Origin of the sequence: Burkholderia sp. ABCPW 111 (assembly GCF_000773065.1) — a bacterium.
GTDB classification, from domain to species: domain Bacteria; phylum Pseudomonadota; class Gammaproteobacteria; order Burkholderiales; family Burkholderiaceae; genus Burkholderia; species Burkholderia savannae.
The window spans coordinates 1-23,426 of the sequence record NZ_JPWT01000117.1 but is presented as its reverse complement, the minus strand read 5'-3'; the positions used below and the strand labels follow the sequence as shown (position 1 = coordinate 23,426).

The window sequence follows — 23,426 nt, the reverse complement described above, 5'->3', positions numbered from 1 at the left end:
TCCTCGCGAATACGTCGAGTATTCGCTTCGTCGCAATCCTTGCGCTCGGCCCTTCTGGCGGCCAGCGCAAGCCCGTTATTAGCGGGAACAGGCCCTAGGCCGATGTGCGGACGTTGCTCCGGATTTGACTGACGGATGCGCGTGAGAGAGCACGATCGCTGGCCGAGCTTCACGGCGACGATGGCGGCGCTGCATGCTCGCATCGGCGGCAGCCGCCGTGACATGCGTGACGAGCGCCGATCGCTCGGCCCGGGCAGCGTGTTGCGCGCGCAAGCATTTTCATGCGGGCACGCGCGCACGGCGTTCGTCCATTTTCATCACGCCACACGCAGCTTGTTCGCGCCCGGCTGTGTCGGCGCGCCTGATTCGTCCGGCATCCGATGATCGATCCGCGTGAAAGCGGCCGCAAAGAAGGCAAGCCGTGATCGCGCGATGAGTTAGGCCACCGCCTGTCAGCCCTTCCGATCTGCCTCGGAACAGGCGGCTTTCGCGATCGCCGTGATTGGCGATCGCTTTTTTATTTCGACGCGTGCGCGCTGGCCGAAGCGCGCACGCTCTACGCCGCGCCGCGCCGCACCGCGCCGCGCCGCGCCGCGCCGCGCACCGCACACCGCGCACCGCGCACCGCGCACCGCGCACCGCACACCGCGCTTCGCCTCATTGCGCGGCGAGCTGTCTGCGCATCGCGTCGACGAACGCCGGGTCCGTCTCGCCGAGCGTGTTCGTACGCGCGACGATGCGGCCGTCGGCGTCGAGCAGCACGATCGTGCTCGAATGATTGAACTCGCCGCTCGCGAGCTTCCGGTACTGAACGCCGAACAGCGCGGCGACCGTCCGCGTGTTGTCGCGGTCGGTGCGCGCGAGCCGCCAGCGCGCGTCGAGGCCGTGCGCGTTCGCCGTCTTGCGCAGCACCGCGACCGAATCGCGATCGGGATCGATCGTCACCGCGACGACCTTGATTCGCTTGCGCGCCGCTTCGCCGCCCGCGTCGAGCGTGAGGCCGATCGTCTCGAACAGCATCGGGCACACCATCTTGCACGACGTATAGAACATGCTGACGAGCGTCGGCGTTCCACGCAAATCGGCGAGACGAAATGTTTTGCCATCCTGATCGGTCAGCAGCGTGCTCGTCTGATAGAGCGAATCCGTCGCCGCCGAGGGGGCGGCCGCGGTGGCCGCGGCCGATGTGGCGACGCCCGCGCCTCGAGCGGTCGTCGCGACGCATGCTGCGACGCACAGCGCGAGCGCGCCGCGCCGGATGCGATGTCCTGGTTTCATCGTTGATCTCCTGAAATCGAACGGGCGCAGCGAAAGCCGAGGCTTCCGGTCGAATCCGCGCCGGTGAGGGAAGACAGCAGCGCGACGCGCATCAGCACCGCGTAGCTGTCGCGGCGCACGATGCTGATCGCGCCGGCGCCGCAGAATCGTTGCTGGTCCGGGTCGCCTTGCGTGCGGCTGTCGCCGCTGATGAAGAGCGCATTGAAATCGTCGACCCATTCCCAGATCAGCCCGTGCAGGTTGCGTGCGCCGTAGACGTTCGGCACGCCGCCGACGGGCGGCAGCACGCGCGCGGCGGGCTGTTCGTACCACGACAGAATCTGCCGGCGCCACAGCGGATCGTTGCGCGCGTCGGGGCGCGTCGCGTCGGCCGCCGCCGCGTATTCCCATTCGAGCCACGTCGGCAGCCGCGCGCGTTCGCTGGCGCAGTACGCACGCGCGGCGAACCAGCTGACGCCCGTGACGGGCGCGTCGGGCGGCGTTTGCGGCGCCGCATGCAACGGATCGGCCCAGTCGGCGAGATACGCGGGCCCGGCGAACACGCGCGCGACGCGGTCGCGCCGCCATTCGGGATGCGCGCTCACGAATGCCGAGAACGCGCGGACGGTCACGGGCGTGTCCTGCAGTTCGAACGCGTCGATGCGAACGGGCGTCGAGCGGCCTGGGACGTCCTGCGGCAGCGCGCTTTCGAAGTCGCCGCCCGGCAGCCGCACGAAGCGCGCGGCGTGCGCGCCGCCCGCGGCGAGGGCAAGCGCCGCGGCGATCGCGATGCCGGCCAGCCGGGCCGCGCTCGCGGCGCAACACATGGACGACGGTTTCGAGGCGCGCATGGCGGTTCTCCCCGATGTCGGCGGTCAGTGCGACGCCTCGGCGACGGCGGGCGTCTTCGCGCGCGCCTTCGCGACTTCGTCCGCGCCGATCCGGCCGCCCGGATTGTTCCAGCTGTTGAGCACGTACGTCAGCACGTTCGCGACCTCGTCGTCGGTCAGCTGCGCCATCGGCGGCATCGCCGAGTCGTAGTCGCGGCCGTTGACCGTCACCTTGCCGTTCAGCCCGTGCAGCAGGATGCCGATCGCGCGCTGCGGATTCGCCGCCAGGAAATCGGAGCCGGCAAGCGGCGGGAACACGCCCGGCAAGCCGGTGCCGCCGCTCTGATGGCACACGGCGCAAGTGCTCGCGAACACCGCGCCGCCCGCTTTCACTTGCGCCGGCAGCGACAGCGGCGCGCCGCTCGTTTTGACGAGCGAGGCGCCGCCTTTCGTGCCGTCTTTCGTGCCGGCGGCCGCCGCCGGCGATCCCGTTGAACCCGATCCCGCCGCGGCGTTGACGCTGTCGCCGCTATAGAGCGTATCGAGCTCCTTGCCCGAATAAATTGCTTTGTTGTCCGGACCGTCGACTTTCAGGATCGCGAGCGCGCCTTTGTTGAACGCGCGGAAGATCGAGTGATCGACGAACGTATAGTTGCCCGGCACGCGCGTATGGAATTCGATCGTCGCCGCGCCGCCCGCCGGAATCAGCGTCGTCTGCACGTCGTTCTGCGTGACGCTGGAGCCGTCCGCGCGCACTTTGTCGAACACCGCGCCGATCACGTGGAAGCTCGACACGAGATTCGGCCCGCCGTTGCCGATGAAGAGGCGCACCGTCTCGTCGGTGCGCGCGCGCATCGCCTTGTCGCCCGTCAGCGCGCCTTCGGCGCCGTTGAAGACGACGTAGGTCGGGCGCTCGTCGATCGCCTTGTCCATGTCGAACGATTGCAGCCCGTTCTCGCGATATTTGCCGTTCGTGTAGAAATCGCCCTGCATCACGTAGTACTCGTGGTCGACCTTCGGCAGCCCTTCGGGCGGCTCGACGAGAATCAGGCCGTACATCCCGTTCGCGACATGCATGCCGACGGGCGCGGTCGCGCAGTGATACACGAAGAGCCCTTCGTTCAGCGCCTTGAACGTGAAGCGCGATTCGTGGCCGGGCGCGGTGAAGCTCGACGTCGCGCCGCCGCCCGGCCCCGTCACCGCGTGCAGATCGATGTTGTGCGGCATTTTGCTGTCCGGACGGTTCTTGAGATGGAACTCGACCGTGTCGCCTTGCCGCACGCGGATGAAGTTGCCGGGCACCGCGCCGCCGAAGGTCCAGAACGTGTAGTTCACGCCGTCCGCGATCGGCATCACTTTCTCGATCACTTCGAGATCGACGATGACTTTCGCCGGATAGCGGCGAGCGATGGGCGGCGGCACGTTCGGCGGGCTCACGAGCGTCGCGTGGATCGGCTCGCCTTGCGGCGGGCCGAAGTCGCCGGGAATCTTGCCGGATGCGCTCGCCGTTGCGGCATGCGCGCTCGTCGCGACGACGGCGCCGAACAGGACGGACAGGAACGTGGCGCGCAGTTGGCCACGGATCGATTGCAGGTCTTCTTTCATGATTAGCCCCTCGCTGGCTTCGTTTCCTCCAAGCTATCGATCGCGAGGCAGGCGAGTATTGATGCGCAGCAAATGCATCTTTGTGGGCAGGCGCGGGGCGGCGAATAACTTAATCCAGATGAATTTCTGGAGAAGCGGCTGCGCCCGCTTGTCGCAGGTATTGCGGTGTGCGAACGGATCGCGCGTTACGCGCGATCCGTTCGTCTGCTGCGTGGGGATGCGCCGTCGTGCGCGGCGCGCTTGCGGATAGAAAGTGGCCGACCGGTCACGGTCGGCCAAAAAGGTTCCGGCTTTATCCGAGGGCCATTGCCAGAACCCGAGAAACGGCCGGCGGCGCTGCGTCGCCGTGCCGCCGCGCCGCGCATGGGCGGTGCGGCAAGGCGGCGGCGAAGCTCGCCGGCAAGCCGCGCGCGATGCCCGCGATGGGCGGCGGCGCGACGAAACGGCACGGCTGCGTGCGACACGTCAGCGCGCACGCAAGTCAGCGCACGCGCAACCTGTCCGCGAGCGAGCGGAACCCCGCCGCGAACACGTGCTCGCTGATCGACGCCGCGACCGGCTGCAACTCGACGCCTTGCGTCGTGAAGTTCGCCCACCATTGCGCGAACGTCTTGCCCGAATCGGTGACGGGGAAGAGCTCCACGCCTGCGACATAGTCGCGCACCGGCATCGACGTCTCGATGATCGAATACTCGAGCGCGTGATTCGGTTCGTCGAGCTTCAGCAGTTTTTCGCGGACGTAGCCGTCCGACAGCGTCAGATGGCGGATCGCGCCCACCGTGTAAGCGTCCGGGCCGGGCTCGAGCCGGCTCTCGACGATCGCCGGATGGAACGCGGCGAGGCCGTCGAAATCGCGGAAGAACGCCCAGACGCGCTCGATCGGCGCGTCGATGACACTGCTGGCGAAGGAGGTGTGGTTCATCGTCGTTCGGTTTCTCGTGCAAGGCGCGCGCTTCGCGCGCGGGTCATGACGCGACGCGCCTGTCGATCTCCTTGAAGCGCCGCGTCATGTCGGTCAATGCGGTTTCGGCGGGCAGGCGCTCCATCGAGCTCGCGCCGTAGAAACCGTGGCACTGCGGACACGCGCGCAGGATGTACGCGGCGTCCTCGGGCGACGCGATCGGGCCGCCGTGGCAGAGCACGATCACGTCGTCGCGCACGGATTTTGCCGCATCGGCCCAGTTGCGCACGAGCGGCACGCAATCGGCGAGCGTGCGCGCGGTGTTCGCGCCGATCGTGCCGCCCGTCGTGAGGCCGAGATGCGCGACGACGATGTCCGCGCCGGCTTCGGCCATCGCGATCGCGTCGGCTTCGCTGAACACGTAAGGCGTCGTCAGCAGGCCCTTGCCGTGCGCGAGGCGGATCATGTCGACTTCGAGCGCGTAGCCCATCCCGGTCTCCTCGAGATTCGCGCGGAAGTTGCCGTCGATGAGGCCGACGGTCGGGAAGTTCTGCACGCCGGAAAATCCGAGCCGCATCAGCTCGTCGAGAAACGCGTCGAAGTTGCAGAACGGATCGGTGCCGTTCACGCCGGCGAGCACGGGCGTCGACTTGACGACGGGCAGCACCTCGCGCGCCATGTCGACGACGATCTCGTTCGCGTTGCCGTACGCGAGCAGGCCCGCGAGCGAGCCGCGCCCGGCCATCCGGTAGCGGCCCGAGTTGTAGATCACGATGAGGTCGATGCCGCCCGCTTCCTCGCATTTCGCGGACAGGCCCGTCCCCGCGCCGCCGCCTATGATCGGCTCGCCGCGCGCAATGGCCGCGCGCAGCTTCTCGAGGATCTCGGCGCGTGAAAGTCTCTTCATCTTCAATTCCGGTGTGCTGCGAGAAGCGATAAGAAGTGTTCGACGGCGACGTCGGCGAACCGTGGATCATTGATGTGCGCGGGCACGCGCACGAGGCGGCGGCGCTCTGTCTGGACGACCGTCGCCTCGAGCGCGTCGAACAGCGCCGCGTCGGCTTCCGGGCTCCAGAACGCCTGGCCCGGCGCGTCGAGCGCCGACACGCCGCCTTCGGGAATCAGGAACCGCACGGGGCCGTCGCACGCGTTCAGCTTCGCGCCGATCCACTCGCCGATCAGGCGGTTCTCGGCCGGCGTCGTGCGCATCAGCGTGACTTGCGGATTGTGCTTGTACAGCAGGCGGCCGGCGTAGCGGGGCGGCACCGTGTCGATGTGGCCGAAGTTCACCATGTCGAGCGCGCCGCACGAGCCGACGTACGGCGTCTTGCTGCGCGCGATCGCGTCGAAGCGATCCTCGCCGCACGCGAGCACGCCGCCCATCAGCAGGTCGCAGACTTCGGTGGTGGTGAGATCGAGCACGCCGTCGAGCAGGCCGCTGTCCGCGAGCTTCTCCATCGCATGGCCGCCGTTGCCGGTCGCGTGGAACACGATGCAGTCGAAGCGCGCTTCGAGCCGCGACGTGACCGCCTGGATGCACGGCGTCGTCACGCCGAACATCGTCAGGCCGAGCGCGGGCTTCAGGTCGCCGGGCAACGGCTGCATGTCGCGCACCGCGCCCGCGATCATGTGCGCGCCGTTCGCGAGCACCTGGCGCGAGATCCGGTTCAGGCCGGCGACGTCCGTCACCGAATAGAGCATCGCGATGTCCGACGAGCCGACGTACGCGGACACGTTGCCCGACGCCATCGTCGAGATCATCAGCTTCGGCACGCCGACGGGCAGCGCCTGCATCGCCGGCGTGACGAGCGCCGTGCCGCCCGAGCCGCCGATGCCGATCAGCGCGGCGACGTCGTCGCGGCTCGCGAGGTAGCGCTCGAATGCGACCGCCATCGCGGCGATCGCGCGGCCGCGATCGTCGCAGAATACGGCGGACGCGCCGTCCGGATGGTGCGCGGCGACGATGTCCGCGCCGATGTCGGCCGCGAGGCCCGGCGTGCGGGTCGATAGGTCGACGACGACCGCCGAAAGCCCCGATTCGACGATCCGGTCCTTGACGAAATGCGCTTCCGCGCCTTTTGTATCAACGGTTGCCGCAACGTAGATCTGTTTACGGTGGGGTACCATTTGGTCTCCTTCGCCAATCGTTCGTTTGTCGCACGATGTCACCGCGATTCGATTCCGCGATCACTTTAACACAGATGAGACGGCCGTCTCAGCGGTCGTCCTCACAAAACACATGCCAACTACCGAATCCGCACCGGAACCGCTGTCCGAGACTCGCGCGCAGACCCGCGAGCTGCTGCTGCAAACCGCGCTGTCGATGCTCGAGCAAGGCTGGTTTCCGTCGATCACCGAGCTCGCGAACGCATCCGGCGTGTCGCGCGCGACCGCTTACCGTTATTTCCCCTCCCAGGCGGCGCTCGTGAGCACCGTCGTCGACGAAAGCCTCGGGCCGGTGCTGCAATGGCGGCCGACGTCGACGTCGGTCGAGGCGCGCGTCAACGAGTTGCTCGACTTCGCGTATCCGCGGATGGAGCAGCACGAGGGCGCATTGCGTGCCGCGCTGCAGGTCGCGCTGCATCAATGGGCGAACGAGCGCGCGCGGCGCGCGCAGGACGAGCCGAAGTACCGGCGCGGCAATCGCCGCCGGCTGCTGACGCTCGCGGTCGAGCCGATGGTGCAGGCGGGCGTCGATCCGGCCGCGGCCGCGCGGCTCGCGCAGGCGCTGTCGCTGCTCTACGGCACCGAGGCGATGGTCGTGCTGAAGGACATCTGGGGGCTCGACTTCCAGCAGTTCATGACCGTCGTCAAATGGATGAGCGCGGCGCTCGTGCGGGCGACGCTCGCAGAGACGGGCGGCGCGGATTCGGCCGCGAGCGGCGCCGTTCCGGCCGGGCGTGCCGAGGCTGCGAGCGATGCAGGCGCGAACGCCGGCGCCGGGGCGGGTGGTGTGGGGGCCGGGGGGCGCGATGCGGGTTCGGCGCGCAGCGTCGGCGCGGTCGGTGACGGCGCGGGTGCGCGGCGCGGCGTCGAGCCCGCGGCGGGCGCGGATGCGGATGCGGCGAGGGCGATCGAGCCGGCCGGCGGTGCCCGTGCCGCGGACGACACGGCCGCGGCGAGCGGCGGCGCTGCGCCGGGCGGTGCGGATCGCGCGCACGAAACCGGCGGCCCGGGCGGCCCGCGCGTCGAGGACGGCACGCGCGCATCGCCGGCTTCCGGATCGCCGGCTCCGGGCGGCGGCGAGCGCGATGGCTGAATGGCGAGCCGTCAATGCAGCAACTGGCGCGAGGCGCGAGGCAGGCACTGCAAATCGGGAGTCAGCGGCAACAAGCCGGAAGCGCAGTGCCAGAGGCCGGAATTCGGAAGCGAAAGGCCAAGAAACGGGAGCCCGGAGCCGCACGCCACCGTCGTCGCGAACGCGAATGCGTGCCCGCGCCGACGGGACCGCATCGGATTGCGCCGCGCGATGCGAAAGCCGCCGTCGACGCGAAAGCCGGCCGCACGGCGCATCGAAAAAACGATACCGAATCGACATCGTCTGCGCGCTTACGTCGCGCGGCCCGGCCAATCGAACATCGTATAAGGCAGCGCGCGTTTGTGGCGTGTCGCGTCGTAGAACCGCAGCACCGTCTCGCTCACCGCTTCGTCGGCCGGCTTGCCTTCGAGGAAGTCGTCGATCTGCTCGTAAGTGACGCCGTATGCGTGCTCGTCGGGCAGTTGCGGGCGCAACGTTTCCAGATCGGCGGTCGGCGTCTTCGTCACGAGCCGCTCGTCCGCGCCGAGCGTGCGCGCGACCTCGCGCACGCGGCGCTTGGTCAGGCCCGCGAGCGGCAGCACGTCCGCGCCGCCGTCGCCGAATTTCGTGAAGAAGCCCATCACCGATTCCGCCGCGTGATCGGTGCCGATCACGACGCCGCGCCGCGCGCCCGCGGCCGCGTATTGCGCGATCATCCGCTCGCGCGCCTTGATGTTGCCGAGCACGAAGTCCTGGTGCGCGTGGTCGAGATACGCGAGGCCGCCCGCGGCGAGCACGGCGAGCATCGCGTCGGCGGCGGGCTTCACGTCGACCGTGAGCGTTTCGTCCGCGCGCACGAACGCGAGCGCGCGCTGTGCGTCCGCTTCGTCATGCTGCGCGCCGTACGGCAGCCGCATCGCCACGAAGCGCGCGTCGTAGCCCGACGCGCGCAGCCGCTCGACGGCCAGTTGCGCGAGCCGGCCCGCCGTCGACGAATCGACGCCGCCGCTGATGCCTAGCACGTAGGCGCGCAATCCGGCCGCGCGCAGGTAGTCGGCGAGGAACGCGATCCGGCGCTCGGCTTCGTCGTGCGCGTCGAACGACGGCGAAACGTGCAGCTCGGCTGCGATCGCCTGCTGGCGGGCGGCGTGATCGGGGCGGGACATCGGCGCGCTCCTCGGCGACGGAATCGAAGGTTTGATCATAGGCGGATTCGCGCGCGCACGCCGGCCGTCAACGGCGGCGCGCGAGCGTGACGCCGGCGAGCGCGGCCGCGAAGCCGGCGATCTGCAGCGGCACGAGCGTTTCGCCGAAGAATGCGTAGCCCTGCAGCGCGGCGAGGGGCGGCGCGAGGAACAGCAGCGATGTCGCGCGCGCCGCTTCGCCCCGCCGCAACATCGCCATCAGCAGCATCACCGCGACGCCGGACAGCATTCCGACGCCCCATGCGAGCGAAACCCACAGCGCGGGCGTGCCGTGCCAGCGGGTTTCGCCGAGCACGACGGCGGCGGCGCCGGCGACGAGCGCGGCGCCGAAGTTCTGCAACGCAACCGCGGTGCGCAAGTCGGTCTGCGCGAGCGAGGTTTTCTGATAGAGCGAGCCGGCCGTGATCGACGCGACGGCCGCGACCGCGATCGCGACGACGACCCATGCGGGCGCGCCGCCCGCCGTCGCGGGGGCGGCGTCGAGCTTCGGCGCGAGCACGAGCGCGACGCCCGCCACGCCGAGCGCCATGCCGAGCCAGCCCCGCGCGGACAGCCGCTCGCCGAAGAGCGGCGCGGCGAGCGCGGCGGTCGCGAGCGGTTGCAGCGCGCCGAGGAGCGCCATCACGCCGGCGTTGAGCCCTTGCGCGACGGCCCAGTAGCTCGCGCTCAGATAGACGCCTTGCAGCAGCGCCCCTGCGAACAGATGGCGTCCCCAATCGCGCCGCGCGGGCCACGGCGCGCGGACGGCGAGCGCGACGCACGCATAGAGGAGCGCGGTGCCCGAGAAGCGCGCGAGCAGATACAGGTTCGGATCGGCGTAAGGCTTGATCGCGCGGGCGACGATGAAGCCCGTGGACCACAGCGCGACGAACGCCGCGGCGGCGAGAGAAGCGGAAACCGGCATGCGAAGCGGACCGGACGAAGCCGGCATGACGTGGAAGCCGCCGAGTATCGCGCACCCGGGCGCGGCCGTCTTGTCGGATTCTGCACAGCCGGCGGCTGCGCGCGATCGCGGCCCGGCGTCAGTCGATCGAGAACGTATCGAGCGGCTGGTTCGCGCTCGCTTCGGTCGCGAAGCGCGCGTTCAACTGCTGATGCAGCCGGCGCGCTTCGTCGAGCGTGAGATCGATCCAGTACGGATCGCCGGCGGCGTCGTTGAGCCGTTCAGGCGGGAACTGGATTTCGAGGACGATGCCTTTGCGGTACATCGGTGCACCCCTGTCGGTTGGCTGGTGGTCGAGCCCGCGAGTTTAGCAACGTGCGGCGAAGGCGATTGCCGCGCGACGCGAAATACTGAATTGCTCGTTCGTGTGGGCCGCCGGTTCGGGTCCTTCGTTTTGGGGGCTTCGTTTGGCTCGTTCGTTTGGCTCGTCCGTCGAAGGCGCGCGTCGGCTGCGAAGGGAGGTTGCCGGAGTGGAGTGCGGGTAGCGCTTGATTCGGCGCGTCGCCCCGATCGATCGCGATAGCGCTTGAGCTCGGCGCGGGTTCGCTGCGCGTCGTTCCCGTATCGATCGCGAAGCCATGACGCTGCGGGCGGCCGCGCGACGCGCGCCTGAGCATGGCGTTCCCGGCGCATCGCGCGTGCGTCCCGTCCGAAATCGCCGTGCGCCGCGCGTGTCGAACTGCGTGTGGCGCCGCACGAATCCCCGCGTCGCACGGTTGGCTGTCGACCGCGCGCGGCGCGACCGAGCGGCCTTGCCGGTTGGCGAACGCGCAAATGCGTATTTGCGCATTTGCGCGGATGTGCGGATGTGCGGATGTGCGCCGCCGCCCGCGCGCCGCGTCACGCTTTGCGCGCCGCCGCAACCGTGCCCGACGAGCCGCGTCAGGCTCCGCTCGGTCTCGTGCGTTTCACTCCGGCTCCGCCGCGAAATCCAGCAGGATCTTGCAGCTTTCGCGCGGATTGCGCTCCGCGAGATCGAACGCATGCGCGACGTCGCGAAAATCGACCTTGTGCGTGACGATGTGCTCCGGATGCACGAGCCCCTTGGCGATCCATTCGATGACCGGCGCGAACATCGCGCAATTGAGCCGCGACGCGCACAGCGTCAGTTCCTTCTTCGTCAGCTCGGCCTGCACGATCGACGACGGCTCCGACGAGAAGCCGAGCACGCCGATCCGCCCGGCGGGCGCCGCGAGCCGCACCGCTTCCTCGAGGATCGACGGATGGCAGACGGCGTCGAAGATCAGCGTCGGGCCGCCGTCGACGCCGCGCCGCAGCAGCGCGTCGGGCAGCGCTTCGGCCGCCGCGTTGATCACCTCGTCGGCCGAAGCGCCGCACCGGCGCGCCAGTTCCAGGCGCTCGTCGAGGCGATCGGTGATGAACGCGCGGATGCCGTAGACGTGCTTGAGCACCTGCAGCAGCGTGAGGCCCACCGTGCCCGCGCCGTAGATCAGCGCGACGTCGGACGGCAGCACGCCGGTGCGCGCGGTCGCGTTCGCCGCGACCGCGAACGGCTCGACGATCGCCGCGCACGTGTCGGCGATCTCGGGCGGAATCCGGTACGCGTTCGCCGCGGGCACGCAGGCGTACTCGCTGAAGCCGCCGTCGCGATGCACGCCGAGCACGCTCAGGTTGCGGCACACGTTGCGCCGCCCGATCGCGCACGCATGGCAGTGCCCGCAGCTGATGACCGGATCGACCGCGACGATCTCGCCGACGCGCGACGCGTCGACGCCCGCGCCGACCGATTCGATGCGCCCGACGAACTCGTGGCCGATGATCCGCGGATACGAGACGAACGGGTTCTTGCCGTGGAAGATGTGCAGATCGGAACCGCAAATGCCCGCATAACGCACGCGCACGCGCACTTCGCCCGCGGCGGGCGCGGGCGTCGGCAATTCACGCACGCCCATGCTATTGGGCCGGTCGACGACGACGCTCAGCATGTCCTGATTCTCCTTCGTGTTTCGTTTCGTGTAGTTCGTGCGCGCACGCGCTCACCCGCTCACCAGTTCCACATCGAGCCGTCGCGCAGGCGGGCGACGGGCAGGTAGGCGCGCTCGTACGGATATTTCGCGGCGAGCGCCTCGTCGATGTCGACGCCGAGGCCCGGCACGTCGTCCATCACGAGATGGCCGTCCTCGAAGCGATAGCTGTGCGGAAAGACTTCGTCGGTCAGCGCGTTGTGCGGCATCAGCTCCTGAATGCCGAAGTTCGGCGCCCACAGGCCGAAGTTGACGGCGGCCGCCATGCACACGGGCGACAGGTCGGTCGCGCCGTGGAAGCCCGTGCGGACCTGGTACATCGCCGCGTAGTCGGCGATGCGGCGCACGTGCGTGATGCCGCCCGCGTGGACGATCGTCGCGCGGATGTAGTCGATCAGCTGGTCGCGGATCAGATCCTTGCAGTCCCAAATCGAATTGAAGACCTCGCCCACCGCGAGCGGCGTCGTCGTGTGGCTGCGGATCAATCGGAACGCGTCCTGGTTTTCGGCGGGCGTCGCGTCTTCGAGCCAGAACAGCCGGTACGGCTCGAGATCGCGGCCGAGGCGCGCGGCCTCGATCGGCGTGAGCCGGTGATGCGCGTCGTGCAGCAGATGCGGCGCGTCGCCGACCGCGTCGCGCACCTTGCGGAAGAGCTCCGGCGTGTGGCGCAGATAGAGCGCGGTGTCCCACGGCTCCTCGGGCGGCAGGCCCTTTTCGGCGGGCTCGTACGCGCCCGCGGTCTTGCCGACGCCGTACACCTTCGACAGCCCCGGCACGCCCGACTGCACGCGGATCGCACGGTAGCCCGCCTCGATGTGCCGATGCACGGCGTCGATCGCTTCCTCGTGGTCGCGCCCGGTCGCGTGGCCGTACACCATCAGCCCGTCGCGGCTGCGGCCGCCGAGCAGCCGATAGACGGGCATGCCGGCGAGCTTGCCCAGGATGTCCCACAGCGCCATGTCGATCGCGGCGATCGCCGTCATCGTGACGGGCCCGCGCCGCCAGTACGCGCCGCGGTACAGGTATTGCCAGATGTCCTCGATATTGCGCGGGTCGCGCCCGACGAGGCACGGAAACACGTGATCCTCGAGATACGCGCGCACGGCGAGCTCGCGCCCGTTGAGCGTCGCGTCGCCGAGGCCGTAGACGCCTTCGTTGGTGACGATCTTGACCGTCACGAAATTCCGGCCGGGGCAGGTGACGATGATGTTCAGCCGTTCGATTTTCACGCGGCTTCTCCGATGAGTGGTTCAGTCGACAAAGTAGTGCGGCGCGCGGTCGCGCACCTCGGGCAGATGGGAGCTCACGCGGTCGACGTGCACCGCGACCGACGCGCCGAGCAGCGCCATGTTGCGCGACGCGATGTGCGCGAGGATCTGCTCGTGCTCGTGCAGCGCGCGGCGCGCGTGGTCCTCGACGCGATCGAGCAGCAGCCAGCGCACGCGGTCGAACTGCCGCTTCATCGGCTGCAGCATCTCCCACACGTGCGGCCGGCCGGCGAACTCGAACATGCGGCCGTGCATCGTTTCGTCGAGCGCGAAGAAGGTGTCGACGTCGCGCGCGGCCACCGCGTCGCGCTGCGCGCCGACGAGGCGCGCGAGTTCCTCGAGCTGCGCCGGCGTGATCTTTTGCGCGAGATCGACGTGGTTCGCGCATTCGAGCGTGCTGCGCGCAAAGCGTCCTTCTTCGAGCATCGACACCGAGATCGGCGCGACGAGCGTGCCGACCTTGCGGTAGATCTGCACGAGCCGTTCGTCGGCGAGTTGCGCGAGCGCCTCGCGCACGGGCGTGCGGCTCACGTCGATCGTGGCCGAGATCACCGCCTCCGACAGCGCGGTGCGCGGCGGCAGCGCGCCGCGCACGATCGCGTTGCGCAGCAGCGCGTGCACCTGTTGCGTGTACGACGCGTCGGCGTCGAGCACGAAGCCGTGCAGCGCCGCGACGACGATGTCTTCAGTGGATTCCTTGTCGCTCATCAACGGGTTCTTCATCAAGGGCGAGGCACAGTTCATTTCATCTTTCTACCATGGTACATCTGGTGAGAAAGGAAGCCGACTTAGCGTATACACCAATAAAACCGAGAGTGTACTCGGAATACTCTGCCGGAAGTCACATATCTACCATGGTACAAACCGCCAATTCAATCGTCATGCCGCTTCTTTCGTCCGATCAATGCCGCAATTTGCCGGCCGAGGTGTCCTATCCCCGCTACGACAGGCGCGCGCTGCGCACGGGCATCGTGCACCTCGGCCTCGGCGCGTTCCATCGCGCGCATCAGGCGTGCTACACGGAGACGCTCGTCGAGCGCGGCGACATGCGCTGGGGCATCGCGGGCGTCGAGCTGCGGCGACCGCACACCGTCGAGCGGCTCGCCGCGCAGGATCATCTCTATTCGGTCACCGAGCGCGACGGCGACGCCGCGCGCACCCGCATCGTCGGCGCGGTCCATCGCGCGCTGTTCGCGCCGCAGGCGCTCGCGCCGCTCCTCGGCCTGATCGCCGATCCGGCCGTGCCGATCGTCAGCCTGACCGTCACCGAGAAGGGCTATTACCGCAAGGCGGGCGGCGCTGAGCTCGACGCCGACGATCCCGCGATCCGCCGCGACCTGCAGCAGCCGGATGCGCCGTGGACGACGCTCGGCGTGCTCGCGGCCGGCATCCGGCGGCGTCCGGCGGGCGCGCCGCTGTCGGTTGTTTGCTGCGACAACATGCCGTCGAACGGCGACACGCTGCGCACGCTGCTCGCGCAATACGCGGAGCAGGTCGACGGCGCGCTCGCGCGGCGCATCCGCGACGACGTCGCGTTCCCGAACACGATGGTCGACCGGATCGTGCCCGCCGCGACGCCCGAATCGCTCGACTGGGCCCAAGCGCGGATCGGCGTGCGCGACGAGGCGGCGATCGTCTGCGAGCCGTTCGCGCAGTGGGTGTTCGAGGACAGCTTCGCCGGCGCGCGGCCCCGCTGGGAAGAGGCGGGCGCGCTCGTCGCGACCGACGTGCGCCCGTACGAGAAGATGAAGCTGCGACTGCTGAACGGCTCGCATTCGGCGATCGCGTACGTCGGCCAATTGCGCGCGCGGCGCACGGTGTCCGATGCGATGGCCGATCCGCTGATCGACGCGTTCGTGCGCGGCGTGATGACGCGCGACCTGCTCGCGACCGTCGACGTGCCGGCCGGCTACGACGTGCATGCGTATTGCGCGTCGCTGATCGAGCGCTTTCGCAACCCGGCGCTCGCGCATCGCACCGCGCAGATCGCGACGGACGGCACGCAGAAGGTGCCGCTGCGCTGGCTGCCGGCGCTCGAGCAGAGCGCGGCGGCGGGCGTCGAGCGGCCGTATCTCGAGCGTGCGCTCGCCGCGTGGCTGCATTACGTGGAAGCGCCGCACGACGAGGCCGGCAAGCCGCTCGCGCTCGACGATCCGGGCGCCGACGCGCTTGCGCGAACCCTGCATGCGGCGTGCAGCGCGACCGACGCGGTGCGCGCGGCGCTGGATCGGCTCGCGTCGCGCGGCGCGGCGCGATGGCCCGATGCGCTGACGGCGCGCGTCGGCTCGCATCTGGAGACATTGCGCGAGCGCGGCACGGACGCGCTGCTGAGGCCGTTGCTCGACGCTTGAGCGCGGGCGAGGCGAGCGCGGCGCTCGATGCCGTCGGTCTCGTCCGTCCGCCGTGCGCCGCCTCTTGCGTTTCATGTTTCGCGTTTCGCGCGAGACGGACCGCGCGCGAGGCCGGCCGCGGCAACGAAGACACAGAGGAACAGAGGGCGGTGGCGCGGGGCAACGGGTGGCGAGCCGCCCGAGCACCGGGTTGCCCGGCGGCGCGCCGCACGAACCGGTCCGCGATCGGCCCGCATTCGGTCCGCATTCGACCCGCGACCGCCGCCGCCAGCGGCAGCGACAAATCATAGGAACGCCGGCAGCGTCGGCATGAAGGAGACAGGCATGAATCAGAGAACGATGGGGTGGATCACGGTATTGCTGCTGTTCATCGTATACGGCATCAACTATCTCGATCGCGTCGCGCTGTCGATCGTCGCGCCGATGGTGCAGAAGGATCTCGGGATCGACGCCGCGCAGATGGGCATCGTCTTCAGCACGTTCTTCGTCGGCTATGCGCTGTTCAATTTCGTCGGCGGCCTCGCGTCCGACCGGCTCGGGCCGAAGCTCGTCTACGTGCTGGCCGTCGGCCTCTGGTCGATCTTTTGCGGGATGACGGCGATCACGGTCGGCTTCGTCAGCCTGCTGATCGTGCGCCTGCTGTTCGGCATGGCGGAGGGGCCGCTCTGCTCCGCCGCGAACAAGATGGTCAACAACTGGCTGCCGCGCGAATCGGCGGCCACCGCGATGGGGCTGTTGAGCGCGGGCTCGCCGCTCGGCGGCGCGATCGCCGGGCCGATCGTCGGCATGCTCGCCGTGCAGTTCGGCTGGCGGCCGGCGTTCTGGATCGTCTGCGTGATCGGCCTCGCGTGGGTGCTCGTGTGGGTCGCGACCACGTCGGACCGGCCCGCGGCGGGTTCGGCTTCGTCCGCGGCGGGGCTTGCCGGCGCCGGCGGTGCAGTATCCGCGGCCGCGCCGCGTGCGGCCGCGGGCGGCGTCGATGCGCCGTTGCTTCGGCATTATCTGAAGCAGCCGCGCATCCTCGCGACGGGCGTCGCGTTCTTCGGCTACAACTACGTGCTGTTCTTCTTCCTGAGCTGGTTTCCGAGCTATCTCGTGCAGGCGCATCACCTGAATATCCGTGAGATGAGCGTGGCGACGGTCGTGCCGTGGCTTGTCGGCACCGTCGGCCTTGCGTGCGGCGGCTTCGTTTCGGATGTGATCTACAAGCTCACCGGCAACGCGATGCTGTCGCGCCGGATCGTGCTCGTCACCTGCCTGCTCGGCGCGGGGATCTGCGTCGCGATCGCGGGCGCGGTGCGCTCGACGCAGGGCGCGATCGCGCTGATGTCCGTGTCGCTCTTCTTCCTCTACGTGACGGGGGCGATCTACTGGGCGATCGTGCAGGACGTCGTCGCGCCCGAGCGCGTCGGCGCGGTCAGCGGCTGCCTGCATTGCATGGGGAGCCTGTCGGGCGTCGTCGGGCCGGCCGTCACCGGGTTCATCGTCGAGCGCAGCGGCTCGTTCGCGTCCGCGTTCGTGCTCGCCGGCGCTATCGCGCTGGTCGGCGCGGTGCTGTCCGCGCTCTTCCTGCGCAACCGTCCGTGCGACGCGCGCGTGTTGCGCGAAAGTCCGATTCTGTAAGGGTGGTTTGAGGTTTGAGGTTTGAGGTTTGAGGTTTGTGGTTTGAGGTTTGCGGCGCGCGGTCCGTGGTCCGCTGGCATTCGATTCATGCTGGCGGCAGACGGCAGACGGCAGAGGGCAGAGGGCAGACGGCAGACGGCAGACGGCAGACGGCAGACGGCAGAGGGCAAAGGGCAAACGACAAACGGCACATGACACGCGTGGCGCGGGCAGGGCCGGACCGGCAGGCGATCGGCGTGACTTCATCGCGCCGTACTACAATAGCCCGCCATTCGCCATTCGCCATTCGCCATTCGCCATTCGCCATCCTCGATCCGACCGCGGCCCGGCCGCGCCGCGCGCCATGCTTGCAGAACAACGTCATCGCTACATCCTGTCCGAACTCGGCCGCACGGGCGCGGTGTCGGTCGCGCAGCTCGTGAACGCGCTCGCCGTGTCGCGCGAGACGATCCGCCGCGACCTGAACGCGCTCGCCGCGCGCGGCCTCGTGATCACGACGCACGGCGGCGCGCTCGCGGCCGATCGGCATGAGCCGAGCGTGTCCGAGCGCGACGCGTCGCACGCGGACGCGAAGCGTGCGATCGGCCGGCGCGCGGCCGAATTCGTGCCCGACGGCGCGTCGGTGCTGCTCGACTCGGGCAGCACGGTCTACGCGGTCGCGCTCGCGCTCGTCGACCGCCACCGGCTGGCCATCTACACGAACGACTGGCGAATCGTCGGCGTGCTCGGCCGCCGCAACGGCAACCGCGTGACGCTCCTCGGCGGCGAGCTGTCCGACGACGAGGACGCGACGTTCGGCCTCGACACGATCCAGCAGCTCGCGCAATACCACGTCGACTTCGCGTTCGTCGGCGCGGGCGGAATCACGCCCGACGGCACGCTTACCGATTACTCGCGCGTCGTGGCCGAGGTGCGCGGGCGGATGCTCGCGGCGGCGGCCGCGCCGATCGTCGTGGCCGATCACTCGAAGTTCGGGCGCGTGACGCCCGTGCGGATCAACGGCTCGGACGCCGCGCGCTTTCTCGTGACCGAGCGCGCGCCGGACAAGGCGACGCGGCGGGCGTTGACGTCGCGGGGGATCGAGCTCGTCGTCTGCGGTTGAGCGCCGGGGTGCCGGGCGAGCGTCGCGAGCGTGCGAGATTCCGGCGCGACGTGCGCCGAACTTCTCTCAGTCCATCGAAGCGCGGCAACGCGATGCAGCGTGGGCGGGTGCCGAGGACGATCGGTTTTCGTCGCGTGCGGATGAGCTCCGGGGTGTCGAGGGAGTGTCGCGAGCGTGGGAGATTCCGGCACGGCGTGCGCCGAACTTCTCTCAGTCCATCGAAGCGCGGCAACGCGATGCAGCGTGGGCGGGTGCCGAGGATGTTCGATTTTGTCGTTCGCGGGCGAGCGCCGGTGCGTCGGGCGAGCGTCTCGACCATGCGACGCATGCCTTGTTTCGTAAATCGCGCGCTGCGGGACGCCGTTGCGCCTCGCGTCGCTCCGTCTCGATCGCCCGATTTCGTCCGCCCGCCGCCTACCACGCTCGCCGCGCGGCCGTCCGCCGCGCCAAAGCCAAAGCCAAAGCCAAAGCCAAAGCCGAAACGACACGGAAACTTCATCGGAACGTCACACGCACGGCAAGCGCGCGTTGAACACTCATCGCTTCGACTTTGAAAGGCGATGAGCCGAGGAGGGCGGCGATGTCCGTCAGCGTGCGCAGCTATCTTTCCCCGACGTTGGTCCTGCTGGCCTTCGACTGGCCCGACGCGCGGCGTCGCGACGATTTTCTCGGCTTCGCGATCAAACGCACGCCCGGCTTCTGGACGGCGGACGGCAAGACGCGCGCCGCGACGAGCTGGCTGCCGAACCGGCTGACGTTCGACGGCCCCGCGGCCGACACGCAAGGCGACGCGCCGACCGACCAGGCGCCGATCCAGAAATTCATGTGGTGGGACGCGCGGATCGATCCGCCGGATCGCGGCCTGACGTTTCGCTACGACGTCTATCCGGTCGTCGGCACGCCCGCGTCGCTGCGCGTGCTCGAAGCCGAAGCGGGCGTGTGCAGCGTCACGCTGCCCGCGCACGTCGAGGACGGCGTCGGCACGTGGTTCAACCGCGCGGTGGTGAGCTCGCAGGCGTTCGCGAGGCAGGTCCGCGCGCTCGATCTCGCGGCCGGCGGCGCACCGTCGCCCGACGCGGCGCGGCGTTTGCGCGCGTGGCTCGCGAACGATCTGCAGGAAACCTTCGGCCTGATGCTCGGCGGCGCTGCGCGGCGCGCCGTGTCGGCCGTCTATCACCTGACCGATCCGTTGTGGGCGATTCCCGCATTCGACGCGTTCGGCCGCGCGCACGGCGCGGATGCGCTCGCGATCGTCTACGACGCGCACGAGACGAAGCGCGGCCGCGGCGAGGCGCCGCTGCCTTCGCCGAACCAGCCGGCCGTCGAGCAGTTGACGGGCCTCGCGATGCTCGCGCCGCGCGACAAGACGCGGATCATGCACGACAAATTCATCGTCGCGGGCGACGAATCCGGGCCCGCGCGCGTGCTGACCGGTTCGGCGAACTTCACGACGGAAGGCATCACCGAGCAGGCGAACGTGCTGCACACGTTCGAATCGGCGGCGCTCGCCGAGCTGTACGACGCCCGCGCGCATGCGCTCGCGTCGAATCCGGGCATTGCCGAGACGGCCCGGCTCGCGCCCGGCTGGTCGGAGCCGGTCGCAGTCGGCTCGGCGCGCGTGCGCGTGTCGTTCTCGCCGGAGCCGCGCGGCGCGCGCACGCAGATCGACACGATCGTCGACGCGATTCGCGGCGCGCGGCATTCGGTCGCGTTCTGCCTTTTCATGCCGACCGACGCCGCGCTGCGCGACGCGTGCTTTGCGGCGGGCGACCGCGGGCTGATGATGTTCGGGCTCGTCAACGCGATCAGCGCGCGCGGCGCGCAGCAGGCGGACGCGGACCAGCGCGACGGCAAGACACTCGATGCGGCGCGCCTCGCGAACCTCGAGCTGTATCACCGCAGCCGGTCGAATCGCGACGTGATCGACGCCGCGTACTTCTCGCCCGCGACGGTGCCGGACGGCTTCGAGCCGGAGCTGCGGCTCTTTCCGGGCGAGGCGCCGCCCGCCTATCCGCCCGTCGTCGTTCACCACAAGTTCATCGTGATCGATGCGGAGGGGGCCAATCCGATCGTCTACAGCGGCTCGGCGAACATGAGCGCGAACTCCGAGCACTACAACGACGAGAACCTGCTCGAGATTCGCGATGCGCGCGTCGCGGCGATCTACCTCGCGGAATTTCTGCGACTGTACGAGCACTATCGTGCGCGCGCGCTGGCGATTGCTTCGCGCGGCGAATCGGGCTCGGGCTCGGGCTCGGGCTCGGGAGCGGGAGCGGGTGCGGGGGCGGGGGCGGATGCGGGCGCGCGCGGCAAGCTCGCGTTGCAGCCCGATTCGCGGTGGGCGAAAAAGTATTTCGTCGCGGGCAGCCCCGAGGAGAAGGCGCGGATCGCGTTGGCGTCGCCGGCTACCGCGCGCTGACGGGCGGCGGGGCGCTGCGCTTGTATTTCACGGATCGCGTCGGCGTTCTATCGCGACGGCGATTGCATTCCGGCCGGTTTGGCGCGCAGGCGCACAAGGATTTTCTTGGCGGGCCGGCGGCGCTGGACACGTGCGGTCAGCCCGTGCGTCGACGCCGGCTCGTGCGGCGAGCGCCGCCGCAACGCGGTGCGCAAAGCCGGTGGTCGCCGGCTGGGGGATCGGCAGGAAGGCCACGGCGCGGATCGCGCTTCGCGCGACGCATGTTGTCATGCGGCCGCGATCGGCCCGCGACCGCGCGGTCGACGATGCAGCGGCCGCTCGGCTCGGCGACGTGCGGCGATCAGCGCGCGACGTAACGCAGCACCGTCTCGGCGATCATCGCGCGATGCCGCGCGCGCAGCCGCGGCGACGACGGGTCGCGGCCGAACGCGGTGCCGAACGTATAGCGGTTCGCGACGCGATGAAAGCAGAACGAGCTGATCAGCAAGTGCAGATCGAACGGATCGACGTCGCCGCGGAAAACGCCGCTCTCGACGCCGCGCGCGAGCAGTTCCTCGAGCGTCTTGATGATGCTGACGTTGCGGTTCTTGAACGACTTCAGCTGCTCGAGATACTTCGCGCCATGAATGTTCTCGATCGTCACGAGGCGCACGAAATCGCGGTGCTTGTCGTGATAGTCGAACGTGAATTCGACGAGCCGGCGCAGCCCTTCGTGCGGCTCCAGTTCGCCGACATGCAGCTCGAGCTCGAGCGCGCGGATGTCGCCGTAGACTTTCTCCAGCACCGCTTCGTACAGCCCTTCCTTGCTGTCGAAGTAGTAATAGAGCATCCGCTTCGTCGTGTTCGTGCGCTCGGCGATCGCGTCGACGCGCGCGCCCGATAGCCCCATCGCGGAGAACTCCTGCGTGGCGACGTCGAGGATGTTGCGCTTCGTCTGCTCGGGATCGTATTTGCGGCGCGCCTCATCGCTCCGTGCATCGGCGTCGGGCGCTGCGGCCTTGCTTCCTTGTTTCATTTTGGCGTGATCGGGCGGCGGCATGGTCGGCGCATTCTAGCACGCACCCCGATGGGCTTTTGCCCGATTCCCGGCTCTAAAAGACGGGTTTGCGGGAGCGTGAGCCGCGTCGCGCGGCGAGCGCGTCGCGCGCTTCGTACGCGCTGTACGTGAGCTGCGCGGCGGCTAGCCCGGCGAGGCCGAACGTGCGCGCGAGGCCGAACCGCGCGAAGCCGTCCGGTACGGGATGCCCTTGCGCGAGCGCCGCCGCGAGCACTTCGCCCGCGACCGTCGTCGGCGCCATCCCGTGTCCGCCGAAACCGACCGCGTGCCACACGCCGTCCGCGTCGCGGCCGATCTGCGGCATCTTGTGGCGCGCGTAGCTCATGAGGCCGCCCCATGCGAACTGCACGGCGACGTCGCGCAATTGCGGATAGACGCGCGCGAGATCGCGCTTGAGCAGCCGCGCGATCGCTTCCGGCCCGCGTTCGAGCACCGAGATGCGGCCGCCCCACAGGATGCGGGTGTCGGCAAGCGGCCGGTAGTAGTCGAACGCGAAACGGGTGTCGTAGACGGCCGATTCGCACGCGATCGCGCCGGCGAGCCGCGCGCCGAGTGGCTCGGTCGCGATCACGTAGGTCGCGATCGGCAGCACCGCGCGCTCGATGCGCGGATACACGCCGCGCGCGTAGCCGCCGCCCGCGAACACGACGCGTCGCGCGTGCACCGCGCCGCCGTCGGTCTCGACGACGAAGCCCGCGCCGTCGCGGCGGATCGCGCGCGCGGCCGAATGTTCGTGGATTCGCGCGCCGCTTCGCGCGACCGCCGCCGCGACGCCGAGCACGTACTTGAGCGGATGGAAGTGGAACGCGTTGCGCTCGAAGAGGCCGCCGTGATAGCGGTCGGTCTTCAGTCGCGTGCGCAGCTCGCATGCGTCGAGCGGCTCCCAGTCGACGCCGAACGCTTCCTTCATCAGCTTGCGCGGCGCGGACAGGCGCGCCGGATCGTCGAACCAGTTGGCGAGGATCACGCCGCCGTCGACGAGCTCGCAGTCGATGCCGTAGCGCGCGGCGCGCGCGCGGATCAGGTCGACCGCGTCGAGCGTCAAGCGATAGAGCGCGCGTGCGGACGCGGGGCCGAGCGTGCGCAGGAGGTCCGCGTTGTCGAGGCTGTAGCCGCCGAACACGAAGCCGCCGTTGCGGCCCGACGCGCCGTAGCCGACCGTCTGCGCATCGAGCACCGCAATGTCGCGCGCGCCGCGCTCGACGAGCCCGAGCGCCGTCGACAGGCCGGCGAGGCCGCCGCCTACGATGCAGACGTCGACGTCGATGCGTTCGGCGAGCGCGGGGTAGGGCGTGCGCGTCGCGGTGGCTTCGTAATAGTTCTGCATGCGTTTATCGTGCGTGGTGGAGGGGCGAGGGCGAATCGTCTGACTATCGTATCGGTTGTGTTGCGTGCGATGAAGCAGAGTCTGCACGGATGGACGGCGGCGCGCGCCGCAGACGCCCCGGTGCGCGACGGATTCGATGTCGCCATTCCGGGAGGGTTCCGCGCTTGGCGTACCGCATTGCGCGTCGGAACTCGGTCGGCTGTTTCAAGGTTTGCCGACTGCCTACTGCCTACTGCCTACTGCCTACTGCCTACTGCCTACTGCCTACTGCCTACTGCCTACTGCCTACTGCCTACTGCCTACTGCCTACTGCCT

At 69.3% G+C, this 23,426-nt stretch carries 19 protein-coding genes; 5 read left to right on the top strand and 14 right to left on the bottom strand.

Annotation, left to right across the window (positions count from 1 at the left end):
• Positions 1 to 657: 657 nt before the first annotated feature.
• From X946_RS26390 to X946_RS26365, 6 genes are all read right to left on the bottom strand, one after another.
• Positions 658 to 1,278: an SCO family protein gene (locus tag X946_RS26390; RefSeq protein WP_038753981.1), complete on the bottom strand. Its 621-nt coding sequence runs from the start codon at positions 1,276 to 1,278 to the stop codon at positions 658 to 660.
• Positions 1,275 to 2,108, bottom strand: a complete 834-nt coding sequence (locus tag X946_RS26385; protein WP_038753979.1) for a formylglycine-generating enzyme family protein — start codon at positions 2,106 to 2,108, stop codon at positions 1,275 to 1,277. The genes X946_RS26390 and X946_RS26385 overlap by 4 nt, the downstream gene beginning before the upstream one ends.
• A gap of 24 nt (positions 2,109 to 2,132) precedes the next feature.
• The gene (gene nirK, locus X946_RS26380; protein ID WP_038753976.1) at positions 2,133 to 3,692 is read right to left on the bottom strand and encodes a copper-containing nitrite reductase; all 1,560 of its coding nucleotides are present in this window, start codon (positions 3,690 to 3,692) and stop codon (positions 2,133 to 2,135) included.
• A gap of 481 nt (positions 3,693 to 4,173) precedes the next feature.
• Entirely contained in the window at positions 4,174 to 4,614 is a 441-nt protein-coding gene (locus tag X946_RS26375; RefSeq protein ID WP_038753973.1) for an SRPBCC family protein, read from the bottom strand.
• Positions 4,615 to 4,657: 43 nt separating this feature from the next.
• Positions 4,658 to 5,500, bottom strand: a complete 843-nt coding sequence (locus X946_RS26370) for a phosphoenolpyruvate hydrolase family protein (protein ID WP_038753970.1) — start codon at positions 5,498 to 5,500, stop codon at positions 4,658 to 4,660.
• A 2-nt stretch (positions 5,501 to 5,502) separates the two neighbouring features.
• Positions 5,503 to 6,720, bottom strand: a complete 1,218-nt coding sequence (locus X946_RS26365; RefSeq protein WP_038753968.1) for a Tm-1-like ATP-binding domain-containing protein — start codon at positions 6,718 to 6,720, stop codon at positions 5,503 to 5,505.
• Between the two features lie 112 nt (positions 6,721 to 6,832).
• On the opposite strand from X946_RS26365, the gene X946_RS26360 reads away from it, so the two are divergent.
• Positions 6,833 to 7,852 carry a TetR/AcrR family transcriptional regulator gene (locus X946_RS26360; RefSeq protein WP_052145195.1) on the top strand — a complete coding sequence of 340 codons (1,020 nt, stop codon included), beginning with the start codon at positions 6,833 to 6,835 and terminating at the stop codon, positions 7,850 to 7,852.
• A 290-nt stretch (positions 7,853 to 8,142) separates the two neighbouring features.
• Here X946_RS26360 and nadE read toward each other — a convergent pair whose 3' ends face one another.
• The 6 genes from nadE to X946_RS26325 form a co-directional block, all read right to left on the bottom strand.
• Positions 8,143 to 8,997 carry an ammonia-dependent NAD(+) synthetase gene (gene nadE / locus X946_RS26350; protein ID WP_038753963.1) on the bottom strand — a complete coding sequence of 285 codons (855 nt, stop codon included), beginning with the start codon at positions 8,995 to 8,997 and terminating at the stop codon, positions 8,143 to 8,145.
• Positions 8,998 to 9,064: 67 nt separating this feature from the next.
• Complete coding sequence (locus tag X946_RS26345) at positions 9,065 to 9,967, bottom strand: DMT family transporter (protein WP_052145194.1); 903 nt, start codon at positions 9,965 to 9,967, stop codon at positions 9,065 to 9,067.
• Positions 9,968 to 10,058: 91 nt separating this feature from the next.
• Complete coding sequence (locus tag X946_RS26340) at positions 10,059 to 10,244, bottom strand: hypothetical protein (RefSeq protein ID WP_038753957.1); 186 nt, start codon at positions 10,242 to 10,244, stop codon at positions 10,059 to 10,061.
• A gap of 643 nt (positions 10,245 to 10,887) precedes the next feature.
• Entirely contained in the window at positions 10,888 to 11,925 is a 1,038-nt protein-coding gene (locus X946_RS26335) for a Zn-dependent oxidoreductase (RefSeq protein ID WP_038753954.1), read from the bottom strand.
• A gap of 59 nt (positions 11,926 to 11,984) precedes the next feature.
• On the bottom strand, positions 11,985 to 13,193 hold the full coding sequence (gene manD, locus X946_RS26330) for a D-mannonate dehydratase ManD (RefSeq protein ID WP_038753951.1): 1,209 nt from the start codon (positions 13,191 to 13,193) through the stop codon (positions 11,985 to 11,987).
• A gap of 21 nt (positions 13,194 to 13,214) precedes the next feature.
• Positions 13,215 to 13,940, bottom strand: a complete 726-nt coding sequence (locus X946_RS26325; RefSeq protein WP_038753990.1) for a GntR family transcriptional regulator — start codon at positions 13,938 to 13,940, stop codon at positions 13,215 to 13,217.
• A gap of 173 nt (positions 13,941 to 14,113) precedes the next feature.
• Here X946_RS26325 and X946_RS26320 point away from each other — a divergent pair, with 173 nt between their 5' ends.
• The 4 genes from X946_RS26320 to X946_RS26305 all read left to right on the top strand — a co-directional run bounded on the left by X946_RS26320 (position 14,114) and on the right by X946_RS26305 (position 20,727).
• Complete coding sequence (locus X946_RS26320) at positions 14,114 to 15,583, top strand: mannitol dehydrogenase family protein (protein ID WP_038753948.1); 1,470 nt, start codon at positions 14,114 to 14,116, stop codon at positions 15,581 to 15,583.
• Positions 15,584 to 15,907: 324 nt separating this feature from the next.
• Entirely contained in the window at positions 15,908 to 17,206 is a 1,299-nt protein-coding gene (locus X946_RS26315) for an MFS transporter (RefSeq protein WP_038753987.1), read from the top strand.
• A 343-nt stretch (positions 17,207 to 17,549) separates the two neighbouring features.
• Positions 17,550 to 18,308 carry a DeoR/GlpR family DNA-binding transcription regulator gene (locus tag X946_RS26310; RefSeq protein ID WP_038753945.1) on the top strand — a complete coding sequence of 253 codons (759 nt, stop codon included), beginning with the start codon at positions 17,550 to 17,552 and terminating at the stop codon, positions 18,306 to 18,308.
• A 580-nt stretch (positions 18,309 to 18,888) separates the two neighbouring features.
• Positions 18,889 to 20,727: a phospholipase D-like domain-containing protein gene (locus tag X946_RS26305; RefSeq protein WP_038753942.1), complete on the top strand. Its 1,839-nt coding sequence runs from the start codon at positions 18,889 to 18,891 to the stop codon at positions 20,725 to 20,727.
• Between the two features lie 340 nt (positions 20,728 to 21,067).
• On the opposite strand, the gene X946_RS26300 is transcribed toward X946_RS26305, so the two are convergent.
• Positions 21,068 to 21,766 carry a TetR/AcrR family transcriptional regulator gene (locus X946_RS26300; RefSeq protein WP_038753939.1) on the bottom strand — a complete coding sequence of 233 codons (699 nt, stop codon included), beginning with the start codon at positions 21,764 to 21,766 and terminating at the stop codon, positions 21,068 to 21,070.
• 52 nt (positions 21,767 to 21,818) lie between these two features.
• Positions 21,819 to 23,111 carry an NAD(P)/FAD-dependent oxidoreductase gene (locus X946_RS26295; RefSeq protein WP_038753936.1) on the bottom strand — a complete coding sequence of 431 codons (1,293 nt, stop codon included), beginning with the start codon at positions 23,109 to 23,111 and terminating at the stop codon, positions 21,819 to 21,821.
• Positions 23,112 to 23,426 lie beyond the last annotated feature (315 nt).

Coding starts and splice junctions, on each gene's coding strand:
- X946_RS26390 (WP_038753981.1), bottom strand. CDS start 1,278: ATGAAACCAGGACATCGCATCCGGCGCGGCGCGCTCGCGCTGTGCGTC.
- X946_RS26385 (WP_038753979.1), bottom strand. CDS start 2,108: ATGCGCGCCTCGAAACCGTCGTCCATGTGTTGCGCCGCGAGCGCGGCC.
- nirK (WP_038753976.1), bottom strand. CDS start 3,692: ATGAAAGAAGACCTGCAATCGATCCGTGGCCAACTGCGCGCCACGTTC.
- X946_RS26375 (WP_038753973.1), bottom strand. CDS start 4,614: ATGAACCACACCTCCTTCGCCAGCAGTGTCATCGACGCGCCGATCGAG.
- X946_RS26370 (WP_038753970.1), bottom strand. CDS start 5,500: ATGAAGAGACTTTCACGCGCCGAGATCCTCGAGAAGCTGCGCGCGGCC.
- X946_RS26365 (WP_038753968.1), bottom strand. CDS start 6,720: ATGGTACCCCACCGTAAACAGATCTACGTTGCGGCAACCGTTGATACA.
- X946_RS26360 (WP_052145195.1), top strand. CDS start 6,833: ATGCCAACTACCGAATCCGCACCGGAACCGCTGTCCGAGACTCGCGCG.
- nadE (WP_038753963.1), bottom strand. CDS start 8,997: ATGTCCCGCCCCGATCACGCCGCCCGCCAGCAGGCGATCGCAGCCGAG.
- X946_RS26345 (WP_052145194.1), bottom strand. CDS start 9,967: ATGCCGGCTTCGTCCGGTCCGCTTCGCATGCCGGTTTCCGCTTCTCTC.
- X946_RS26340 (WP_038753957.1), bottom strand. CDS start 10,244: ATGTACCGCAAAGGCATCGTCCTCGAAATCCAGTTCCCGCCTGAACGG.
- X946_RS26335 (WP_038753954.1), bottom strand. CDS start 11,925: ATGCTGAGCGTCGTCGTCGACCGGCCCAATAGCATGGGCGTGCGTGAA.
- X946_RS26325 (WP_038753990.1), bottom strand. CDS start 13,940: ATGAGCGACAAGGAATCCACTGAAGACATCGTCGTCGCGGCGCTGCAC.
- X946_RS26320 (WP_038753948.1), top strand. CDS start 14,114: ATGCCGCTTCTTTCGTCCGATCAATGCCGCAATTTGCCGGCCGAGGTG.
- X946_RS26315 (WP_038753987.1), top strand. CDS start 15,908: ATGAATCAGAGAACGATGGGGTGGATCACGGTATTGCTGCTGTTCATC.
- X946_RS26310 (WP_038753945.1), top strand. CDS start 17,550: ATGCTTGCAGAACAACGTCATCGCTACATCCTGTCCGAACTCGGCCGC.
- X946_RS26305 (WP_038753942.1), top strand. CDS start 18,889: ATGTCCGTCAGCGTGCGCAGCTATCTTTCCCCGACGTTGGTCCTGCTG.
- X946_RS26300 (WP_038753939.1), bottom strand. CDS start 21,766: ATGCCGCCGCCCGATCACGCCAAAATGAAACAAGGAAGCAAGGCCGCA.
- X946_RS26295 (WP_038753936.1), bottom strand. CDS start 23,111: ATGCAGAACTATTACGAAGCCACCGCGACGCGCACGCCCTACCCCGCG.